The sequence below is a fragment of the Thioclava sp. PTB-PU3-1 genome, assembly GCF_055666785.1.
Genome location: NZ_JBVNVL010000001.1, coordinates 119,029 through 137,042 on the forward strand (window position 1 = coordinate 119,029; position 18,014 = coordinate 137,042).

General features: G+C 65.3%; 17 protein-coding genes. 9 read left to right on the top strand and 8 right to left on the bottom strand.

Annotation, left to right across the window (positions count from 1 at the left end):
• Positions 1-9: 9 nt before the first annotated feature.
• Complete coding sequence (gene yghX / locus ACZ7GB_RS00590; RefSeq protein ID WP_472157205.1) at positions 10-924, bottom strand: YghX family hydrolase; 915 nt, start codon at positions 922-924, stop codon at positions 10-12.
• Between the two features lie 223 nt (positions 925-1,147).
• Here yghX and ACZ7GB_RS00595 point away from each other — a divergent pair, with 223 nt between their 5' ends.
• Both ACZ7GB_RS00595 and ACZ7GB_RS00600 read left to right on the top strand, forming a co-directional pair.
• The gene (locus ACZ7GB_RS00595; protein ID WP_472157206.1) at positions 1,148-2,281 is read left to right on the top strand and encodes an HlyD family secretion protein; all 1,134 of its coding nucleotides are present in this window, start codon (positions 1,148-1,150) and stop codon (positions 2,279-2,281) included.
• Between the two features lie 12 nt (positions 2,282-2,293).
• Positions 2,294-4,282 carry a glycosyltransferase family 2 protein gene (locus ACZ7GB_RS00600; RefSeq protein WP_472157208.1) on the top strand — a complete coding sequence of 663 codons (1,989 nt, stop codon included), beginning with the start codon at positions 2,294-2,296 and terminating at the stop codon, positions 4,280-4,282.
• A 17-nt stretch (positions 4,283-4,299) separates the two neighbouring features.
• On the opposite strand, the gene ACZ7GB_RS00605 is transcribed toward ACZ7GB_RS00600, so the two are convergent.
• Positions 4,300-4,878 carry a hypothetical protein gene (locus tag ACZ7GB_RS00605; RefSeq protein WP_472157210.1) on the bottom strand — a complete coding sequence of 193 codons (579 nt, stop codon included), beginning with the start codon at positions 4,876-4,878 and terminating at the stop codon, positions 4,300-4,302.
• Between the two features lie 280 nt (positions 4,879-5,158).
• Here ACZ7GB_RS00605 and ACZ7GB_RS00610 point away from each other — a divergent pair, with 280 nt between their 5' ends.
• Positions 5,159-6,292 (top strand): cache domain-containing protein, encoded by a 1,134-nt coding sequence (locus ACZ7GB_RS00610; RefSeq protein WP_472157212.1) that lies wholly within the window; start codon positions 5,159-5,161, stop codon positions 6,290-6,292.
• 68 nt (positions 6,293-6,360) lie between these two features.
• Here the strand turns inward: ACZ7GB_RS00610 and ACZ7GB_RS00615 are convergent, their stop codons facing one another.
• Positions 6,361-6,927, bottom strand: a complete 567-nt coding sequence (locus ACZ7GB_RS00615; RefSeq protein WP_232621740.1) for a PAS and helix-turn-helix domain-containing protein — start codon at positions 6,925-6,927, stop codon at positions 6,361-6,363.
• Between the two features lie 94 nt (positions 6,928-7,021).
• Here ACZ7GB_RS00615 and ACZ7GB_RS00620 point away from each other — a divergent pair, with 94 nt between their 5' ends.
• Genes ACZ7GB_RS00620 through ACZ7GB_RS00630 form a run of 3 tightly spaced genes read left to right on the top strand, consistent with a single transcriptional unit; the run spans position 7,022 to position 10,490 of the window.
• Positions 7,022-8,188 carry an acetyl-CoA acetyltransferase gene (locus tag ACZ7GB_RS00620; protein WP_078603675.1) on the top strand — a complete coding sequence of 389 codons (1,167 nt, stop codon included), beginning with the start codon at positions 7,022-7,024 and terminating at the stop codon, positions 8,186-8,188.
• Entirely contained in the window at positions 8,185-9,687 is a 1,503-nt protein-coding gene (locus ACZ7GB_RS00625; protein ID WP_472157215.1) for a class I adenylate-forming enzyme family protein, read from the top strand. Before ACZ7GB_RS00620 ends, ACZ7GB_RS00625 begins: the two co-directional genes overlap by 4 nt.
• Complete coding sequence (locus ACZ7GB_RS00630) at positions 9,687-10,490, top strand: 3-hydroxybutyrate dehydrogenase (RefSeq protein ID WP_472157217.1); 804 nt, start codon at positions 9,687-9,689, stop codon at positions 10,488-10,490. The genes ACZ7GB_RS00625 and ACZ7GB_RS00630 overlap by 1 nt, the downstream gene beginning before the upstream one ends.
• Positions 10,491-10,597: 107 nt before the next feature.
• Here ACZ7GB_RS00630 and ACZ7GB_RS00635 read toward each other — a convergent pair whose 3' ends face one another.
• From ACZ7GB_RS00635 to ACZ7GB_RS00645, 3 genes are all read right to left on the bottom strand, one after another.
• A complete protein-coding gene (locus ACZ7GB_RS00635; RefSeq protein WP_472157896.1) occupies positions 10,598-12,136 on the bottom strand; it encodes a tripartite tricarboxylate transporter permease in 1,539 nt (512 codons plus the stop codon).
• A gap of 9 nt (positions 12,137-12,145) precedes the next feature.
• Complete coding sequence (locus ACZ7GB_RS00640; protein ID WP_078599173.1) at positions 12,146-12,577, bottom strand: tripartite tricarboxylate transporter TctB family protein; 432 nt, start codon at positions 12,575-12,577, stop codon at positions 12,146-12,148.
• A gap of 67 nt (positions 12,578-12,644) precedes the next feature.
• Positions 12,645-13,610: a Bug family tripartite tricarboxylate transporter substrate binding protein gene (locus ACZ7GB_RS00645; RefSeq protein ID WP_472157219.1), complete on the bottom strand. Its 966-nt coding sequence runs from the start codon at positions 13,608-13,610 to the stop codon at positions 12,645-12,647.
• 114 nt (positions 13,611-13,724) lie between these two features.
• Between ACZ7GB_RS00645 and ACZ7GB_RS00650 the strand changes: the two genes are divergently transcribed.
• From ACZ7GB_RS00650 to ACZ7GB_RS00660, 3 genes are read left to right on the top strand one after another with little or no spacing between them, the layout of a single operon-like run.
• A complete protein-coding gene (locus ACZ7GB_RS00650) occupies positions 13,725-14,405 on the top strand; it encodes a response regulator transcription factor (protein ID WP_472157221.1) in 681 nt (226 codons plus the stop codon).
• Positions 14,398-15,810 carry a sensor histidine kinase gene (locus tag ACZ7GB_RS00655; RefSeq protein ID WP_472157223.1) on the top strand — a complete coding sequence of 471 codons (1,413 nt, stop codon included), beginning with the start codon at positions 14,398-14,400 and terminating at the stop codon, positions 15,808-15,810. The genes ACZ7GB_RS00650 and ACZ7GB_RS00655 overlap by 8 nt, the downstream gene beginning before the upstream one ends.
• Positions 15,807-16,859 carry an ABC transporter substrate-binding protein gene (locus ACZ7GB_RS00660; protein ID WP_347429529.1) on the top strand — a complete coding sequence of 351 codons (1,053 nt, stop codon included), beginning with the start codon at positions 15,807-15,809 and terminating at the stop codon, positions 16,857-16,859. The genes ACZ7GB_RS00655 and ACZ7GB_RS00660 overlap by 4 nt, the downstream gene beginning before the upstream one ends.
• Positions 16,860-16,866: 7 nt before the next feature.
• On the opposite strand, the gene ACZ7GB_RS00665 is transcribed toward ACZ7GB_RS00660, so the two are convergent.
• Together ACZ7GB_RS00665 and ACZ7GB_RS00670 are read right to left on the bottom strand one after the other, a co-directional pair.
• Positions 16,867-17,340, bottom strand: coding sequence for a flavin reductase family protein (locus ACZ7GB_RS00665; protein WP_078519234.1), 474 nt, complete (start codon positions 17,338-17,340; stop codon positions 16,867-16,869).
• A complete protein-coding gene (locus ACZ7GB_RS00670; RefSeq protein WP_472157225.1) occupies positions 17,327-17,956 on the bottom strand; it encodes an FAD synthetase in 630 nt (209 codons plus the stop codon). The genes ACZ7GB_RS00665 and ACZ7GB_RS00670 overlap by 14 nt, the downstream gene beginning before the upstream one ends.
• Between the last annotated feature and the right edge of the window lie 58 nt (positions 17,957-18,014).

Below are 18,014 nucleotides of genomic sequence, written 5' to 3' on the forward strand. Positions count from 1 at the left end.
CGCGCCAGATCACCCGGCGAGATAGGTCCGGAACCACGCGATCATGCGTTCCTCGGCCAGCTTGGCGGCGGCCTCGTCGTAGCGCGGCGTCGTGTCGTTGTGGAACCCGTGGTTCACGCCCGGATAGATATAGGCCTCGTAGCGCTTGTCGTTTTCCTCGAGCGCCTTTTGATACTCCGGCCACATCGCATTGATCCGCTGGTCGAGCGCTGCCAGCTGGATCATCAGCGGCGCCTCAATCATCGCGACTTGCGCGCTGTCTGGCGCAGCCCCGTAGAACGGCACGCCCGCGCCCATCTCGGGATAGGCGACGGCGAGCTTGTTCACCACGCCCCCGCCATAGCAGAACCCGGTCGCGCCGACCTTGCCATTCGTGCCGTCGAGTGTCTGGAGATACTCGAACCCGGCGAAGAAATCGTTGAGCAGCGCGCCCTGATCGAGGCTGCGCTGCATCGTGCGTCCCTCGTCGTCATTGCCCGGATATCCGCCGAGCGAGGACAGCCCATCGGGGCCCATCGCCACGAAGCCCGCCTTGGCCAGCCTGCGCACCACGTCGCGGATATAGGGGTTCAGGCCGCGGTTCTCATGCACGACGAGGATAGCCGCGGGCGGATTGTCCGGGTCGATCTGCGTCGGGCGCACCAGATAGGCGGTGATCTCGCCGGTGCCGTTCGGGCTCGGATAGGTGATGTCTTCGCCCAGAATGTCGGGATCGTCCTCGGCCACCTGCTGAGCCAGCGCATAATCGGGGGCAAGCGCCCCGAGGATCGCCAGCGCGGTCACGCCGCCCACCGCCCATTTCCCCGCCCGATCGAGAAATTCCCGTTTCGAGATCTTGCCATGGACATAGTAATCGTAGAGATCGAGAAGTTCCTGGTCGAAATCGGCCGCTGTCAAGCGGCGCGCATTGGCTGAGTCGGTCATCGTGAATCCTCCTCCTGAAGTGGAGGAGTGTATCATGGACGCGCGCGTTTCCTTCGCGTTATCGACGGAGTGCACAAGGCCCGCGCCGCCAGTGCCGCTTCGCATCACAAAGCAAATATTCGGCCAATCGCCTCCGGTTGTATCTTGCAATTACGTTACGTTTATAGGTTGTTAAACCTGTTGGCCCCGCCGCCCAGATACGAGCAATTTCGAGGAGCCCAAATTGAAAACTTTTCGCCCTGTCATCGGTATCGTTTTAGTCGCGGGCGCGCTTTGGGTGATCGTCGGAGAGCAGATGTCGGGCGTGAGCGCCGATGCCGTCGTCAATGCGCCCGTGGTCACGGTGCGCAGCAGCACCGCCGGTAAACTCTCGATGCCGAAACGACCGCTCGGCGCCCATGTCGACAAGGGCGAGCGGCTGGCCACCGTCGATGATATCCTCTCAGACACGACGCGGCTCGAAGATTTGCGAATGGAGCTGGCGAATGCCGAGGCGAATGTCGCGCGGATCAAAAGCGACCTCGCCGCCAAACGCACGCAACGCGAGGCCTATAGCGCGCGCAGCAAGCTCTATCGCACGCATCGCATCGCCGAGATCGAGACGAAGCTGAAATTTGCCCGCGCGCGGCTCGACCGGCTGCAGCCCAATGCGCAAAGCTCGGAGACGAGTGCCACGAAAGTGGCGCAGACCGCCCCTGCCGCAGAGGCTGGGCCGGTGACGCAGGCGCGCGAGGACGTGGCGCTGCTCGAAAACGCGCTCGATGCCGCCAAGTCCGGCGTTTATCTGGGCGACGGCTATAACGACGCCCCGAGCTCCGAACAGCGCGGCGCGCTTCTCGACGAGGAGATCGCCTCGCTCGACGCGGACCTCACCGAGGCCGAGGCCCGCGTCAAGACGCTCGACGCGCGCCGGGCGAAGGAACAGACGCGGGTGAACACACTGAGCTCGAGCCAGGTGACATCGCCCGCGAACGGGATTTACTGGGAAACCCTGCAGGCGGATGGCGTGACGGTGCAGCGGGGCGACCCCATCATGTCGCTCGTCGATTGCGACGTCTCGCTGGTGACCGCCTCGGTGAGCGAAGGCGTCTACAACAACCTCAAGGTGGGCGATTCCGCGACCTTCAAGCTGGCCTCGCGCGACAAGATCTACGACGCGACGATTGCGCGGCTCGCCGGCAGCGGCGCGGCGCGCGTCTACCAGCACCTCGCCATCGCGCCGAGCCAGAAACATCTCGAGCGCTACGATGTGACGCTTCTCGTTCCGGACCTGAAATCCGATCCCGACCTCGACTGTCCCGTGGGGCGGACCGGGCGCGTGTTCTTCGAGCACCGCCCCCTCGACTTCCTGCGCTGAGGGCGGGGCGGCATGTTCTTCTATCCGCAACTGGGAGAGCTTGGCTCGGCGGCGATGCAGCTCATCCTCGTGGTGGGTATCACAGCCATTCTGCCGAGCTTCGTCAAACCGCGGCGCAATTGGCACCGGGCGGTCTTGCTGGGGATCAGCGCGGTGCTCGCGCTGCGCTATATCTGGTGGCGCGGAACCGAGACCCTCGCCCCGCCGGGCCTGACGCTGGATGTACTGGCAAGCTGGTCTCTCTACGCGCTCGAAGTCTTCACCATGATCGGCTCGCTCAGCGCCTTTCTGGTCCTGTCGCGGATCAAGTTGCGCAGCGAGGAAGCGGACAAATACGCCAATCTCCCGACGGAGAAAGAGCCGCTCGTCGCGATCCTGATCGCCACCTATAACGAGGATCGCGACGTTCTCGAACGCACTATCGTGGGCGCGAAATTCCTGCGCCATCGCAACAAGATGATTATGGTCTGCGACGACAGCCGCCGCGACTGGCTGCGCGATTTCTGCGAGACCAAGGGCGTGCGCTACATGCGTCGGCCCGATAACGAGGGGCAGAAGGCGGGCAATATCAACCACGCGCTGGACCGGCTGGCCGAGGAAGAGGTGCAGCCCGATTTCGTGGCAATCCTCGATGCGGATTTCGTGCCCCATCGCGGCTTCATCTCGCGCACGCTGGCGCTGTTTCACGACCCCGAGGTGGGCCTCGTGCAAACGCCGCAGCATTTCTTCAACTCCGACCCGATCCAGCACAATTTCCGGCTCGACAGCTCCTACCCCGACGAGCAGCGCTTCTTCTTCGACCAGATGCAGCCCGCGCGCGACGGCTGGGGGATCGCCTTTTGCTGTGGCACCTCCTCGGTCTGTCGTTGGACCGCGCTGCGCGAGATCGGCGGCTTCAACACCGAGAGCGTGACCGAGGATTTCATGCTGACGCTGGCGTTGCAGAACGCAGGCTGGCGTACCGTCTATCTGGCCGAGCCGCTGACCGAAGGCCTCGCACCCGAAGGTCTCAAGGAATACATCACCCAGCGCGCCCGCTGGTGCCTCGGCCTGATGCAGATCGCACGATCCTCGCTCGGCCCGTTCTCGAAAAGCAATCTACGCCTGCGCGACCGGTGGAGCGTCATCGACTCGATCTTCTACTGGACCACGACCTTCCCCTTCCGGATCGCGGCGATCTGCTATCCTCTGCTCTACTGGTATTTCAACATCACGGTGGTGAATGCGGGCCTTGCGGATGTGCTGAGCTATTTCGGGGTCTATTACCTGTGGAGCCTGATGATACTGAACATGCTCAGCCGAGGCATGGTCGTGCCGCTCCTGAACGACGTGAGCCAGCTGATCGGCGCGATCCCGATCGCCCGCGCCGCCTTCACCGGCTTGCTGCGGCCCCATGGCCACCCGTTCTCGGTGACCGCGAAAGGCGGGGATCGGTCGAAGGTCGTCGTGCAATGGCGGATCATGATGCCGTTCCTGATCCTGTTTTTCCTGACGCTGGGCGGCCTTCTGATCGGGATCGTCTGGGATCGCTTCGCCTATTACGACGCGGGCGACGGCAAATGGGTGATCCTGTTCTGGACGGTCTATAACCTGTTCCTACTGGCCGCGACCTGCCGTGCCTGCGTAGAGCTGCCCCGGCGCGAAATCCATGTGGCCGACAAGCCCGAGCGGATTTCCTTCGTCTCCGACGGCACGGAATACTGGGTCTGGATGACCTCGTTCACGATGGACACCGTGCGCCTGCGCGGCCTGACCCTGCCGGAACAGACTCGCGGGATGCTGACGATCGACCAGATCACCGACCCGATCGAATGCTACGTCATCGCGAAGACCCGCGACGGCGCGCGGCTACAGCTTCTGCCGACGGAGGAGCAGCGCGAGGAGCTGTTCGTGCGCTTCTATGCCGAAGGGGACGAGCCGGGCGTCAGCCATGTTCGCCCGAGCGCGCTTCTGCACGACATCTACCGCCGTTTCTTGCCGAAATTCTCCTCGGACGAGTGAGCCCGCGGGGCGCGCGATTAATAGGTATTGATGGAGATGCCGACGAAGGCTTCCTTGGCCAACGCGCGCCACCCCGCCCGGATCGAGACCGGCCCGCCGTCGATTTTCTGGGTCACCGCGATGGTACGCTCGGAATAGGTGTCGCTCCCGCCAGCCGAGAGCTCTAGCCCCAGCCCGGAGCGGTTCCCGGCCTGAAACACCGCAAACCAGTCCTGATCGATCGTGTTGTATTGCGCCAGCATGAAGACATGCCCGAAGCTGGTCGGCGTATACCGCTCCAGCCCCACGCGCGCGCCGAGTCGCCAGTTATCATCGTCCAGCGTGCGCCCGATGCTGGGGCCGAGTTTCAGCGTGCCGATTCCCTCGAGCGCGAAGTCCCGCGTCACGGTCGCGCCAGTCGACCATCCGCCATCGTAGTCAGAGAAATTCGCGCTGAAGCTCACCTTCCCGCGCGACATTGAAAAGACCGTGTCGGAGGTATTCTGCGCCGCGTCGAACTGCACAAACGTGCCATCCGCGCGGGCTTGCGAGCCCGCCCCCAGTGACAGTGCCAGATAGGTCGCGATCGCGACGCTTACTCCTTGAATCTTTTGCATCTTACGTGTCCTGTAAGCCTGTGCCCGAGACCTTTACGGCCCCTCGATCTGCTATTTGGTTTTTTTGCGGAAAGACCCGTCGATCGAGCCCTCGCAGCCCCGTGCCCCGGGAGCTTGTTCCTTCGAGTGTTTGGCATCGCTTTGCGCTTTGCAAGCCATCCTTCCGGTCCGCGAAAAAATTTACCTTGAAATGGGCCCGCACCACTTTCTCGCCGTATTTACTCAGTAACCATGATTTAAATCGGACCCCTTCTACAATTAACGTAGGATTGAAGCGAAGATGACCATTCGTCGACATCATAATCTCGGGGGCATTTTCCTACGCACCGCTCTGGCGATGGTGCTCGTCGTGGCAGCGACGGCCGTCTTCGTCGCCAAGGTCGTGTCGGATCAGGCCCATGAATTTCAGACAACCATTGAACACAAGCTGGTTCTGAGAGGCTCCGACGCGATCGCGCTCAGCTTCAACACCGCGCTGATGCGCGAATGGGACAGTATGCATGCCGTTGCGCGAAGCATCGGCACCGCGTCGAAAGACGACATCAACAAGTTCATGGACGCCGTCGCCCGCACCGGGGGTCAGGTCGCCTGGGCAGGCTTCGCCGCGCCCGATGGCACCATCATCTCCGGCTCGAACGGCTATGATGTCGGCAAGAATGTCAGCTCCAAGCGGTGGTTCCGCGATGGCATCCGCGTGCCGTCGGTCGATTCCATCACCGAGACGGCCACCAATGCGCTGACCGGCAAGATGGAGTATTTCCTGAACCTCTCGACCCCCGTGAAGGGCCCGGACGGCCAGAAGATCGGCGTGCTCGTCTACCGCGTGCGGATCGCATGGGTGCGCAGCTTCCTGTTCGAGGCGAGCAAGGAGCTTGGCATCGACGTGGTCGTGCAGGACATCAACGGCGATACGGTCATCGACACCCGTCACGAAAGCACGCCCCTGCCCAAAAGCCTGACCTCGAGCGCGAGCCTGCGCAGCAAGTCTTCCGGCGTCTTCCACCTTGTCGACGGCAAGGACGGCGGAACCTATGCCTTTGCGCCGGATTTCGTCTGGAACAAACTGCCCAACTTCGGCTGGCGCGTCTTCGCGGTTCTACGCCGCGACAACATCTCGAACGATCTGCCGGTTTTGACGCAGGTGACGCTGGCGACGGTCGCAGCCGCGGCGCTGTGCCTGCTCGGCGTGACGCTGGTGTTCCTCAAGCTGCTGCTGCGCCCGGTCGAGCGGCTGGCAGAGGATGCCAAGAGCATCGCGAACGGCAAATACGTCTTCCCCGAAGAAGCGACGAGCTCTCAGGAAGCCGCCTCGTTGTCGAGCGCACTCGCGATCATCCAGAGCAAGCTCACCCCGCAGCGTAGCGAACGGCCATACCGCCCGACACCTGAGCCAGAACCTGAACCGCACTCCTGACTTAGGTCTGCTATGTGACCAAACCGAAAGGGGCGCATCGGCGCCCCTTTTTCCTTGGGGCGACGCGTCTAGAGCGGCAGCCCCGTCAGCCGCGCCACCAGTTCGGCGGTGTTGCGCGCGCCGAGTTTCGCCTGCAGTCGCGCGCGATGGGCCTCTGCCGTGCGCGGAGACAGCTCCAGCACCCGCGCAATTTCCTTGTTGGTCTGCCCCTCGGCCAGAAGGGCCGCCACCTGCCGCTCGCGCGCGGTCAGATCGACGACGGGCCGCAATTCCGACAGATCGGCAAAGCTCCACACTGCGCGGGCGAAGGGATCGTGGGGCGTCAGCGACTGCCCCCGCACCCGGCACCAGAAGAGCGACCCGTCGCGACGTTGCATGATCCGCTCATCGGCATAGCGCCCGGTCTCGCGCATCCGCCGCAACCCGATCTCCCCGATGCGCAGAAACTCCTCCTGCGACGGGTAAAGCACCGCGAGCGAGCGCTGCGGCAACTCGTCTTCCCGATAGCCGAAACTCTCGCAAAACCGCGCGTTGCACCGCTCGATCACCCGGTCGCGGGTGACCGCCAGCCCGACCGGCGCATGCTCGAACGCCAGCAGCGCCATCTCATCGCTGTCCAGCAGGTCCTGCTCCATCCTCTTCTCCCGATAGCGTAGTTCTACGAATAGAGGTCGTGCCGCCCCTGCGCTAGTCTCCCCCGCAACGGAGGATCATTGGGAGGAGACCCGCATGGACGCGAAGATCGTCGGCTGGGGCCATACGAAATTCGGCAAGCTGGAGGGGCGCACGCTCGAGGATCTGGTTCTCGAAGCGGGCGGCGGCGCGCTGGAGCACGCAGGGATCGACCCGGCGGAGATCGACGGCATCTGGCTGGGGCATTTCAATTCCGGGCTGGTGCCGGACGGGTTCGCAAGCTCGCTGGCGCTGGGGATCGACGACAGGCTGCGCTTCACGCCCGCGACCCGTGTGGAGAACGCCTGCGCGTCGGGCTCGGCTGCGATCTATGCCGCGCGCGATGCGATCCGCTCGGGTCGGGTGAAGGCCGCGCTCGTGATCGGGGCGGAGAAGATGACTGCGAAGGACACCGCAGGCGTCACCGAGGCGCTGGCCGGGGCGTCCTACCAGATGGAGGAAGCGGGTGTCTCCTTCCCGCAGATTTTCGCGCGTTTCGCGCAGGCCTATTATCAAGCGCATGGCGACCGTTCCGCCGCACTCGCCCGGATCGCGGCGAAGAACCACCACAACGCGCTCGCCAATCCGCTCGCGCAGATGCGCAAGGATTTGGGGTTCGAGTTCTGCAACACGGTGAGCGACAAGAACCCAATGATCGCCCCGCCCCTGCGGATGACCGATTGCTCGCTGATTTCCGACGGGGCGGCCGCGCTGGTCATGGTCGCCGACGACCGCGCGGGCAATTTCGCCAATTCCATCGGTTTCCGCGCCGCCGAGCAAGTCAATGACTACCTGCCGATGTCGCGCCGCGATCTGCTGGCTTTCGAGGGCCCGGCAGAGGCCTTTCGCCGCGCCTATGCTTCGGCGGGCGTGCGGGTCGACGATCTCTCCTTCGCGGAGGTCCATGACTGTTTCACCATCGCGGAATTGCTCGTCTACGAGGCGATGGGGCTGGTGCCGCAAGGCTCCGGTGCGCGGGCCATCGACGACGGGTTGGTACTGCGCGACGGTAAGCTGCCGGTGAACCTCTCGGGCGGGCTGAAGGCGAAGGGCCATCCCGTAGGCGCGACCGGCGTGTCGATGCATGTGCTGGCTGCGATGCAGCTCACCGGTCAGGCGGGCGAGATGCAACTGCCCGGCGCGGAGCTGGGCTGCGTCTTCAACATGGGCGGCTCGGGCGTCGCGAATTACTGCTCGATCCTCGAAGCGGAGCGCGCGGCATGAACCCGGCGGAGTGGCTGATCCGCAGTGCGGTCCGCACCCCCGACGCCCCCGCGCTGCTGCAGGGCGAGGAGCTGCGCGCCACCTATGCGGAATTCGCCGACCGTGCCGCCCGCATCGGGGCTGGGCTGGTGGCGTGTGGGATCGCTCCGGGCGACCGCGTGGCACTGTTCGCCAAGAACTGCCCCGAATATCTCGAGGCGATCTATGGCATCTGGTTCGCAGGCGCGGTGGCGGTGCCGATCAACGGCAAGCTGCACCCGCGCGAGGCCGCATGGATCATCGAGGCGTCCGAGGCGAAGCTGGCCTTCACCGGCGATCCGGGGACCGATCTGGGCGTCGAGACGGTGGACCTCAAAGGCCCGGCCTATGCCGATCTTCTGCGCCAAGCCCCGATGCCCGCCCCGGTCGAAATCGCCGCGAACGAGACGGTCTGGCTGTTCTACACCTCCGGCACGACCGGGCGGCCCAAGGGCGTGTGCATCACCTCGGCCAATGTGCAGGCGATGTGTCTGGGCTATTTCTCGGATGTCGACAGCGTCGAACCGCAGGACGCGATCCTCTACGCCGCACCGATGTCGCATGGCGCGGGGCTTTACAACTTCGTCCATGTGATGCGCGGCGCGCGCCATGTGGTGCCGCGTTCGGGCGGGTTCGAGGCCGACGAAATCCTCGATCTCGCGCCGAAGCTGCAACATGTCTCGATGTTCGCCGCCCCCACGATGATCCGCCGTCTGGTGGACCGCGCCCGCGCCACGGGCCAGACCGGCGAGGGCATCAAGACGATCGTCTATGGCGGCGGGCCGATGTATGTCGCGGATATCATCGAGGCGGTCGAGGTGATGGGGCCGCGTTTCGTGCAGATTTACGGTCAGGGCGAGAGCCCGATGACGATCACCGCCCTCTCGCGCAAATTGGTGGCGGACCGGGCCCATCCGCGCTGGCGCGCGCGGCTTGCTTCGGTCGGGCTGGCGCATAGCCCGGTCTCCGTGCGCATCGCCGATCCCGAAGGCCGCGCCCTGCCCGCTGGCGAAACCGGCGAGATTCTCGTGAGCGGCGCGGCGGTGATGGCGGGCTACTGGCAGAACCCCGAGGCGAGCGCGAAGGCGCTGCGCGACGGCTGGCTCTGGACCGGCGATCTGGGCACGATGGATGCGGACGGCTTCGTCACGCTGCAGGACCGCTCGAAGGACGTGATCATCTCGGGCGGCACGAATATCTACCCCCGCGAGGTCGAGGAGGCGCTGCTCCTGCACCCTTCCGTCCACGAGGTCGCGGTGGTCGGCAAGCCCGACCCGGAATGGGGCGAGAGCGTCGTGGCCTTCGTCACGCCCGCGCCGGGGGCCGAGTTCGACCCCGCCGCCCTCGATCAACATTGCTGCGAACAGATCGCGCGGTTCAAGCGCCCCAAGGCGTATCGCGTGGTGACGCAGCTTCCCAAGAACAATTACGGCAAGGTTCTGAAAACCGAGCTGCGCAAAATGGTGACGGAGGAGGACTAATGTCGCGACTGGATGGAAAGACGGCTCTGGTAACGGGTTCGGTGCAGGGCATCGGGCTGGCTATCGCAAAATCGCTCGCCGAGGCGGGCGCGCGCATCGCGTTGCACGGTCTGGCCGATGCGGCGCAGGTCGCCGAGGCGACAGCGGTGCTGGAGGCGGCGGGCGCGCCGGAGGTGAAGTTCTTCGACGCCGATATGGCCGATCCGGCGCAGATCGACGCGATGATGGATGCGGTCGAGGCGTGGGGCGGCGCGGACATCCTCGTGAACAATGCAGGCATCCAGCGCACGGCGAGCCTTGCCGAAGCCACCCCCGAAATCTGGAACACCATTCTCGCGGTGAACCTGTCGGGCGCGTTCCACACGATGCGCCGCGCGCTGCCGGACATGGCCGAGCGCGGTTATGGCCGTGTCGTGAACATCGCCTCGGTGCATGGGCTCGTGGCCTCGGCCAACAAGGCGCCCTATGTCGCCTCGAAATTCGGCCTCGTCGGCATGAGCCGGGTCGCCGCGCTGGAATATGCGCAGGCGGGCACGCGCGAAGCGGGCGGCGTGACGGTGAACTGCATCTGCCCGGGCTGGACCGAGACCGACATTCTCGGCCCCCAGATCGCGGAACGCGCGGCGGCGCATGGCGGTGACCGGGCGGCGGGGATCGCGGATCTTCTCGCGGAAAAGCAACCCACCCGGCGCCTCTCGGACCCGTCCGAGATCGGGGCGCTCGCGCTGTGGCTCTGTGCGCCAATTGCGCATAACGTGACCGGCACCTCGATCCCCGTCGATGGGGGCTGGACCACGCAATAAGGCTCGGAGGTGAGAAAGGGGCGGCGGGTTGACCACCGCCGCCCCTTCCTTCGAACCGGCGCAGGCACCTCGGGGGAGGTGTGATGCCTGCGCTAGGGGGTGCGGTCTCAGTCCGAGATCGCACCCTCGTCATCGCCACGCTCGTGCATCCGCGCTTTCACGAAGCGGCTCAGGAACAGCGGCAGGATGAAGCCCACGATCGCCACGGTCCACAGACCGATCGCCAGCGGGCTGCCGACCAGCGTCCAGTAATCGCCGTTCGAGATCGTGACGGCCCGGCGCAGGTTGTTCTCCATCGTGTTGCCGAGAAGCGTCCCGAGAATGATCGGCACCAGCGGCACGTCGAGCTTGCGCAGCAGCCAGCCCATCACACCGAAGCCGATCATCACCAGCAGATCGAAGCTGGAGCCGGAGATGCCGTAGATTCCCACGAAGGACACCATCGCGACGATCGGCATCAGGATGCGCGGCGGGATCATCAGCACGCGGGTGAAGATGCCCACCATCGGGATATTCATCGCGAGCAGCATGAAGTTGGCGATGAAGAGCGCCGCGATCAGACCCCAGACCACATCGGGGTTGTTCTGGAACAGCAAGGGGCCGGGCGTGATGTTGAGCGACAGAAGCACCGCCAGCAGCACCGCCGTCGTCCCCGAGCCCGGCACGCCAAGCGCCAGCATCGGCACCAGCGCGCCACCGGCTGCCGCGTTGTTGCCTGCCTCAGGAGCGGCCACACCGCGCGGATCGCCCGTGCCGAAGGTGTTCTTGCGGTCGACCAGCTTCTTCTCCATCGAGTAGGAGATGAAGGAGCCCAGCGACGCCCCTGCCCCCGGCAGCACGCCCGCGACGAAGCCCAGCAGCGACGAACGCAGCATGGTTGGCGTCGTCTCTTTCACCATCTTCCACGGCGGCGTGATGCGCCCGACCGAGACCTTGTGGCCCGCGCCAGTGGCCGAGCCATGGCGGTGCTCGAGGAAGATGAACACTTCCGACAGCGCGAAGAGGCCGACGATGGCGACGAGGAAATCGAGCCCGTCATAGAGGTGCACCTCGCCAAAGGTCAGACGCGGCACGCCGGTCTGCGTGTCCACCCCGATCACCGACAGGCCGAGGCCCAGCATCGCGGCGAAAGCCGATTTCGCCTGATTGGTCGAGGAAACCCCGCCCAGCGTCGCGAAGGCGAGCGCGAAGAGCGCGAAATATTCCGCCGGTCCGAACAGCAGCGCGAATTTCACCAGCTGCGGTGCCAGCAGGATCAGACCCCAGGTGGCGATGAAAGCGCCGACGAAGCTTGCGATGCCCGAGAGCGACAGCGCCTCTCCCGCAAGACCTTTCTTGGCCATCGGATAGCCGTCGAGACAGGTCATCATCGCGGGCTCGTCGCCCGGAATGTTCAGCAGGATCGAACTGATCCGCCCGCCATACATCGCCCCGTAATACACGCTCGTCAGAAGGATCAGCGACGGCGTGGCCCCCAGCCCCAGCGTGAAGGCAAGCGGGATCAGGATCGCGACGCCGTTGGAGGGCCCGAGGCCGGGCAGAGCGCCCATCATGGTGCCGAGGAACGTGCCCAAGAGCGCGAGCGCGAGGTTCTCGAAGGTCAGAGCGGTATGAAAACCGTCTGCGAGTGACATTAAGGTGTCCATCATTTCACCTCAGAAGCCGAAGGGGCCGCTGGCGAGCGAGAGGCCCAGAACCAGCTTGAAAATTACGTAGATACCGATCGAGGTAGCGACACCCACGACGACGGATTGCAGCGGTCCCGTGCCCAGCCGCCATGTCAGGTAGGCGCTGGCAAAAGCGGTCGCGATCAGGAAGCCCACGACGGGCAGAAACTCGGCATAGAGGATCATCACCACAACGGCGGCGAGGATTTCGGCAAGCCGGGCGAGGCTCGGCCAGACCGGGTCGGGATCGGGGCGCAGCAAGATCACGAGCGAAGCCAGCCCGAGGATCACCGCGATCACCAGCGGGAAGGTTTTCGGCCCCACCGCATCCGACAGGAAACTTTCTTGGATTTGCAGCGTCGCCCAGCCGTAGAACAGCGCAAGGCACAGGCCGACGGCGCCGAAGATGCGATCACTCATGATCCCCTCCCTTGGTATGAAGGCGCGGCGGCACTCGAAAGCCCGCCGCGCACATGGGTTGTCTTGCTTACTTGATGATGCCGATCTGACGCGAGATATCCTGGATCTGCTGGACCGAATTCTGCACGAAGCTCTCGAATTCAGCGCCCTGCAGGTCGAGCGGGGCCAGACCGTTGGCCGCCATCACCTGCTTCCACTCGTCGGAGGCATAGAGCTGGCCGACCTTGTCGACCCAAGCCTGGTAAGCCTCGTCGGACATGCCGCCCGGAGCGTAGAAGCCGCGCCAGTTCGCGCCGATCGCGTCAACGCCCTGCTCTTTCGCGGTCGGGAATTCCGAGAATTCGCCGTCCAGACGCTCGGGCGCCAGCACCGCGATCACGCGGATATCGCCGGAGTCGACGAAGCCCTTGGCTTCCGAAAGATCGCCGGTGAAGGCCTGAACCGAACCCGCCAGAAGCTGGGTGACCGCTTCGCCGCCGCCGTCGAAGGCGATGTATTTGACCTTGCGCACATCGTCGATGCCATAGGCGTCGGCTGCGATCAGCACCTTGAGGTGATCCCAGCCACCCACTGCCGAGCCGCCCGCGACGGAGACCGAATTCGGATCGGCCTTGATCTTGTCGAGCAGTTCCGGAAGCGTTTGGATGTCGCTGTCGGCTGCCACGGCGATCACGCCGTAATCCGCGCCGATCGAGCCGACCCAGCGGACCTGATCCATCGAGTTGCCCGGATAGGCGCCTTGCGCCAGACGGGTCGCGGTGGCCGAGGAAGCCGCGACGATCAGGTTGTCGTCGTCATTGCGCTTGTTGACCACTTCGGTGAAGGCCACGCCACCGCCGCCACCGGCGAGGTTCACGACCTGCATGGTCGAGTCGATGAGGCCCAGATCCTGCATGGTTTTGCCGACCTGACGGCAGGTGAAGTCCCAGCCGCCGCCGGGGTTCGCGGGCGCAATGCATTCCTGCGCCGAAGCGCCGGTCGCAACGGTGAGTGCCGCAACGGCAATCGCCGCGCGCATGAGTTTAAAAGCCATGGTATATCCTCCACTGTCCGCCCGTTGCCTCCCGCAGCGGGCTATGGACCGGGTTTTACCGCTTGAACCTGTCACGAACCTGTCACAGGTTCAGAGGCGCATGAGGGAGGAAGAATGCGGCTCTTGCTAGTGGAGGATGCCGAGGAGCTGGCCGAGGCCACGCAACGTCGGCTTGCGCGCTCGGGTATGGCCTGCGATCTCGCCGCCTCCGTGGGCGAGGCGCGCGATTTTCTGGCGGTGCAGGCCTATGACGCGGTGATCCTCGACATCAACCTGCCCGATGGCAGCGGCACGGACCTTCTGCGCGAGATGCGCGCGCAGGCCGCCACGATGCCGGTGCTGATGCTGACCGCGCAATTCTCGGTCGATGACAAGATTTCCGCCTTTGAACTCGGGGCGGACGACTATCTCGTAAAACCCTTTGATCACCGTGAGTTGGAGGCAAGACTTCATGCGATCGGGCGACGGCAGACGGCGGATCGTTCCGCCGATCTGGAGCTTGGCCATCTGCGCTATAACGCGACGGCGGGCAGCGCCACGGTCGGGGATCAGGCGCTGAAACTGACGGGCCGCGAATTCGCGCTGCTGGGGATTCTGATGCGCAATGCGGGGCAAGTGATGTCGAAGGATCGGCTGCACGAGGGGCTCTACGCCTTCGACGATGCGGTGCCGGGCGACAATGCGATCGAGCTTTATATCGCGCGGCTGCGCAAGAAGCTGACCGGCAGCGGGGTCGAGATCGAAACCCTGCGCGGACGCGGCTATCGTCTGGCGGCACGGGATGGCGATGTCTGACGGCGCTCTCCCCCGCGAAACCGGCCTTTCCGCCACGCGCTCGCTGACCGCGCGGCTTGTCACCGGGCTGTCGGGGCTGATGATCGTCGGCGGGTTGATCCTCGCATTGGCCGCCTTCGCCTATGGGCGCGCGGCGGCGCGCGACGCTTTCGACCGGCTGCTGGTCGGCGCCGCCAATGACATCGCCGCCTCGATCTCGATCCGCGACGGCGCGCCGGTCGTCGATCTGCCGGTCTCGGCCTTCGAGCTCTTGGCCCTCGCCCCCGATGACCGCATCGCCTATCAGGTGAGCGGCCCGAAAGGCGCGGTGCTCACGGGCTATGAAGACCTGCCCCGCCCTGACACGACCGCACAGGATTCCGAGCTTTACGACGCGCGCTTCAAGGGAGAGCCCGCGCGCTACATCCGGGTCACGCGCCGCTTCGCGGAACGCCAGTTCTCCGGCACGGTGGAGGTGATCGTGGGGCAAACCCTGCGGGCGCGCACCCAGCTTGCGCTCAGCATCACCCGAAACGCGCTTGGCGGGCTGGCGGTCGGCGGCATCGCGATGCTCGCCTTCGCGATCATCATCGTGCATAGCGCGCTGCGCCCGCTGGAGCGGCTGGCCCATCGCATCTCGGAACGCGATCCGCAGGACCTCACCCCGATCCGCGCCGCCGTGCCGCGCGAGGTCGATGTGATGGTGCAGGCGACGAACGGGTTCATGGGGCGGCTGGACCGGCAATTCGCCACGATGAAAAGCCTGATCTCGGACACCGCACATCAGCTGCGCACGCCCGTTGCGGCCCTGCGCGCGCAATCCGACCTCGCCGCCGAGGAAGACGATCCCGCCCGGCGCGACCAGATCGTCGCGAAGATGCATTCCGGTACGGTGCGGCTGAGCCGTCTGCTCGATCAGATGCTGTCGCGGGCGCTCGTGATCCACCGCGCCGACAGTGCGCGGCGCGAGCGGGTCGATCTGCGCAACATCGCCTTGGATATCTTCGAGGAAGGCGATCATGCGGCCCTCGCGCCGGGGAGCGAAATCCGGCTGGAGATCGCCGAGGCGGAGGTGCCCGTGCTGGCCGATGAGCTCTCGCTGTCGGAGGCCGCGAAGAACCTGCTGGGCAATGCGCTGTCGCATGGCGAAGCCCCGGTCACCATCGGTGCGGAGCTGCGCGACGGGCGCGCCCGGCTGTGGGTGCGCGACGCAGGCCCCGGCCCCACGCCCGAGCTGCGCGCGCGTCTGGGCGAGCGTTTCGCGCCGGGGCATTCGGACACGCGTCGGCGCGGTGCGAGCAGCGGGCTGGGCCTCGCCATCGCGCAATCGGTTGCGGAAACCTATGGCGGCACGCTGGAAATGGAGAGCGATACGGCAGGTTTCACCATCGCGATCACCCTGCCCCAGGCCGAGGAAACCACATGATCCGCGCGCTCCTGTCCCTGACACTCTGGCTGGGCCTGAGCTCCGCCGTCGCGGCCGCTGAGCCCGAGGCCATCCGCACCTTCGGCCCGGATCAGCCCGCACGCAAGATCACCCTGCGCACCACGACCGACGTCAACATCCTCGCCCCCGCGATCGAGGCGTTTCTCGACACCCAGCCCGGCCTCGCGATCCGGTTCGAGCAATGGGGCTCGAACGACCTCTACGATATTTCCGAGGCCGACTGCGCGTCCGGCAAACCCGGGGCCGATCTTGTCATCAGTTCCGGCGTGCAGCATGTGGTGAAGCTGGTAAACGACAATTGCGCGGCCACATGGGTCTCGCCCGAGACCACGGCGCTGCCGAAGGACCTGCGTTGGCGCGATCAGGTCTGGGGCATCTCGCGCGAGCCTGCGGTGATGATCTACAACCGCGCGCTGGTCCCGCCTGAGGATGTGCCGCGCACGCGCTTCGATCTGGTGGACCTGCTGCGGCCCGCGCAATCGCCCTACACCGGCAAGGTCGCGACCTATGACATCGCGGATTCCGGGCTCGGGTTCCTGTTCGCTTTCCTCGACAGTCAGGAGGCCAGCACCTTCGGCGCACTGACCGAGGCCTTCGCGCGCTCCGGCGCGGTCGCCACCTGCTGCTCGGCCGAGATCATCGATGGCGTCGCGGGCGGGCGCTACCTGATCGCCTATAATATCCTCGGCTCCTATGCGGCGCAGGCCGCGCGCGACAATCCCGATCTGGGGATCATCGCGCCCGCCGATTACACGCTGGTTCTGTCGCGCGCAGCCTATCTGCCGGGGCGCGAGCCCAACCCGACCGCCGCGAAGCTGCTGGATTTCCTGCTCTCGCCAGCGGGTCAGAGGGCGCTGGCGAAGACCAAGCTGATCGACCCGATCACGCGCGACGGTGGCGGCAGCGACAGCGACGAGACGCTGGCCCTGCAACGCCTCATCGCGCTTGGCCCGGCGCTATTGGTTGCGACTGATACGATGAAAACCGCGCGCTTCCTCGAACGCTGGCGCGATATCTTCGCGCAATAGCGTTGGTCTAGCTCGCCAGCGCGCCGAACTTGCCACCGCAAAACAGAAGCGGCCGGGCCTCCAGATCGCGCTCGATTTCGACGACCTTGCCGATGAAGAGCGTGTGATCGCCCGCCTCCACCTCCTGCGCGACCTCGGTCACGAAAACGCAGGCAGCCCCCGGCACGACGGGCATTCCCGCGCGCTCGATGAAGGGGTCGTTATGCGCCGGATCGTGGCGGCCCGCGAAATGCATCGCCAGCCCTTCCATCTCGTGATTGAGCACCGAGACCGCGTAGCGCCCGGAAGCCCGCACCTTCTCGCGCAGCTTGCAATTGTGATCGAGCGAGATGGTGATCAGCGGCGGGTCGAGCGAAACCGACATGAACGCATTCGCCGTCATCCCGTGATCGCCATCTTCGGTGCGCGTCGAAATCACCGTCACGCCGGTTGCGAAACTGCCGCAAGCGTCGCGCAGATCGCGCGGATCAATTCCGGACATCGAATTCCTCCCCAAATCTCATATCCTGTGTCAGAAGCGCGCCGGACATCAGCGCGGCGGCATCGGTCGAGCCCTGAAGCGCCACGGCCTCGCGCGACCGGCCTTCGGCGCGCAGGCCCCGGATGCGCGTGGACGAGATCACCTCGCCCCCCTCGCACAGCACCGCAGGCGCCAGCGTCACGTCGAAGCGCTCAGCCAGTGTCGTCACGCAACCCGCCTGTTTCGCGCCGAAGCGGAAATCCGCGCCGACATGGATGCGGGCCGGGTTGATCCGTGCCAGATCGTCCAGAAAGGCCTGCGGGCTGCGCGCCGCGTAACTTTTGCAAAACGACGCCAGCACGATGTAATCCGGCCCGAGCCGCGCGATCCGCGCGAGTTTCTCCGACACCGGCGACAATTGCTTGGCGCGCCCGAAGAACACTTTCGGCGGCGGATCGAAGGTCCAGACGACCGACGCCACGCCTGCCGCCCGCGCCTCGGCCACGGCGCGCGAGATCAGCGCCTGATGGCCGCGATGGACGCCGTCGAACGCGCCGATGGTGAGGACGCTCGCGGGCAGCGCGATCTGATCGTCGCGCAGCACCTGCGTCTTCATCCCTGTGAAATCCAAACTCATGGGGCTCCTCCTTCCCCGGGGTCGTGGGCCGCGCGAGCATCCCGCGCAGCCCCTTCAG

Coding starts and splice junctions, on each gene's coding strand:
- ACZ7GB_RS00650 (WP_472157221.1), top strand. CDS start 13,725: ATGCGGCTCTTGCTAGTGGAGGATGCCGAGGAGCTGGCCGAGGCCACG.
- ACZ7GB_RS00655 (WP_472157223.1), top strand. CDS start 14,398: ATGTCTGACGGCGCTCTCCCCCGCGAAACCGGCCTTTCCGCCACGCGC.
- yghX (WP_472157205.1), bottom strand. CDS start 924: ATGACCGACTCAGCCAATGCGCGCCGCTTGACAGCGGCCGATTTCGAC.
- ACZ7GB_RS00630 (WP_472157217.1), top strand. CDS start 9,687: ATGTCGCGACTGGATGGAAAGACGGCTCTGGTAACGGGTTCGGTGCAG.
- ACZ7GB_RS00660 (WP_347429529.1), top strand. CDS start 15,807: ATGATCCGCGCGCTCCTGTCCCTGACACTCTGGCTGGGCCTGAGCTCC.
- ACZ7GB_RS00640 (WP_078599173.1), bottom strand. CDS start 12,577: ATGAGTGATCGCATCTTCGGCGCCGTCGGCCTGTGCCTTGCGCTGTTC.
- ACZ7GB_RS00670 (WP_472157225.1), bottom strand. CDS start 17,956: ATGAGTTTGGATTTCACAGGGATGAAGACGCAGGTGCTGCGCGACGAT.
- ACZ7GB_RS00645 (WP_472157219.1), bottom strand. CDS start 13,610: ATGGCTTTTAAACTCATGCGCGCGGCGATTGCCGTTGCGGCACTCACC.
- ACZ7GB_RS00600 (WP_472157208.1), top strand. CDS start 2,294: ATGTTCTTCTATCCGCAACTGGGAGAGCTTGGCTCGGCGGCGATGCAG.
- ACZ7GB_RS00615 (WP_232621740.1), bottom strand. CDS start 6,927: ATGGAGCAGGACCTGCTGGACAGCGATGAGATGGCGCTGCTGGCGTTC.
- ACZ7GB_RS00605 (WP_472157210.1), bottom strand. CDS start 4,878: ATGCAAAAGATTCAAGGAGTAAGCGTCGCGATCGCGACCTATCTGGCA.
- ACZ7GB_RS00625 (WP_472157215.1), top strand. CDS start 8,185: ATGAACCCGGCGGAGTGGCTGATCCGCAGTGCGGTCCGCACCCCCGAC.
- ACZ7GB_RS00635 (WP_472157896.1), bottom strand. CDS start 12,136: ATGGACACCTTAATGTCACTCGCAGACGGTTTTCATACCGCTCTGACC.
- ACZ7GB_RS00620 (WP_078603675.1), top strand. CDS start 7,022: ATGGACGCGAAGATCGTCGGCTGGGGCCATACGAAATTCGGCAAGCTG.
- ACZ7GB_RS00610 (WP_472157212.1), top strand. CDS start 5,159: ATGACCATTCGTCGACATCATAATCTCGGGGGCATTTTCCTACGCACC.
- ACZ7GB_RS00665 (WP_078519234.1), bottom strand. CDS start 17,340: ATGTCCGGAATTGATCCGCGCGATCTGCGCGACGCTTGCGGCAGTTTC.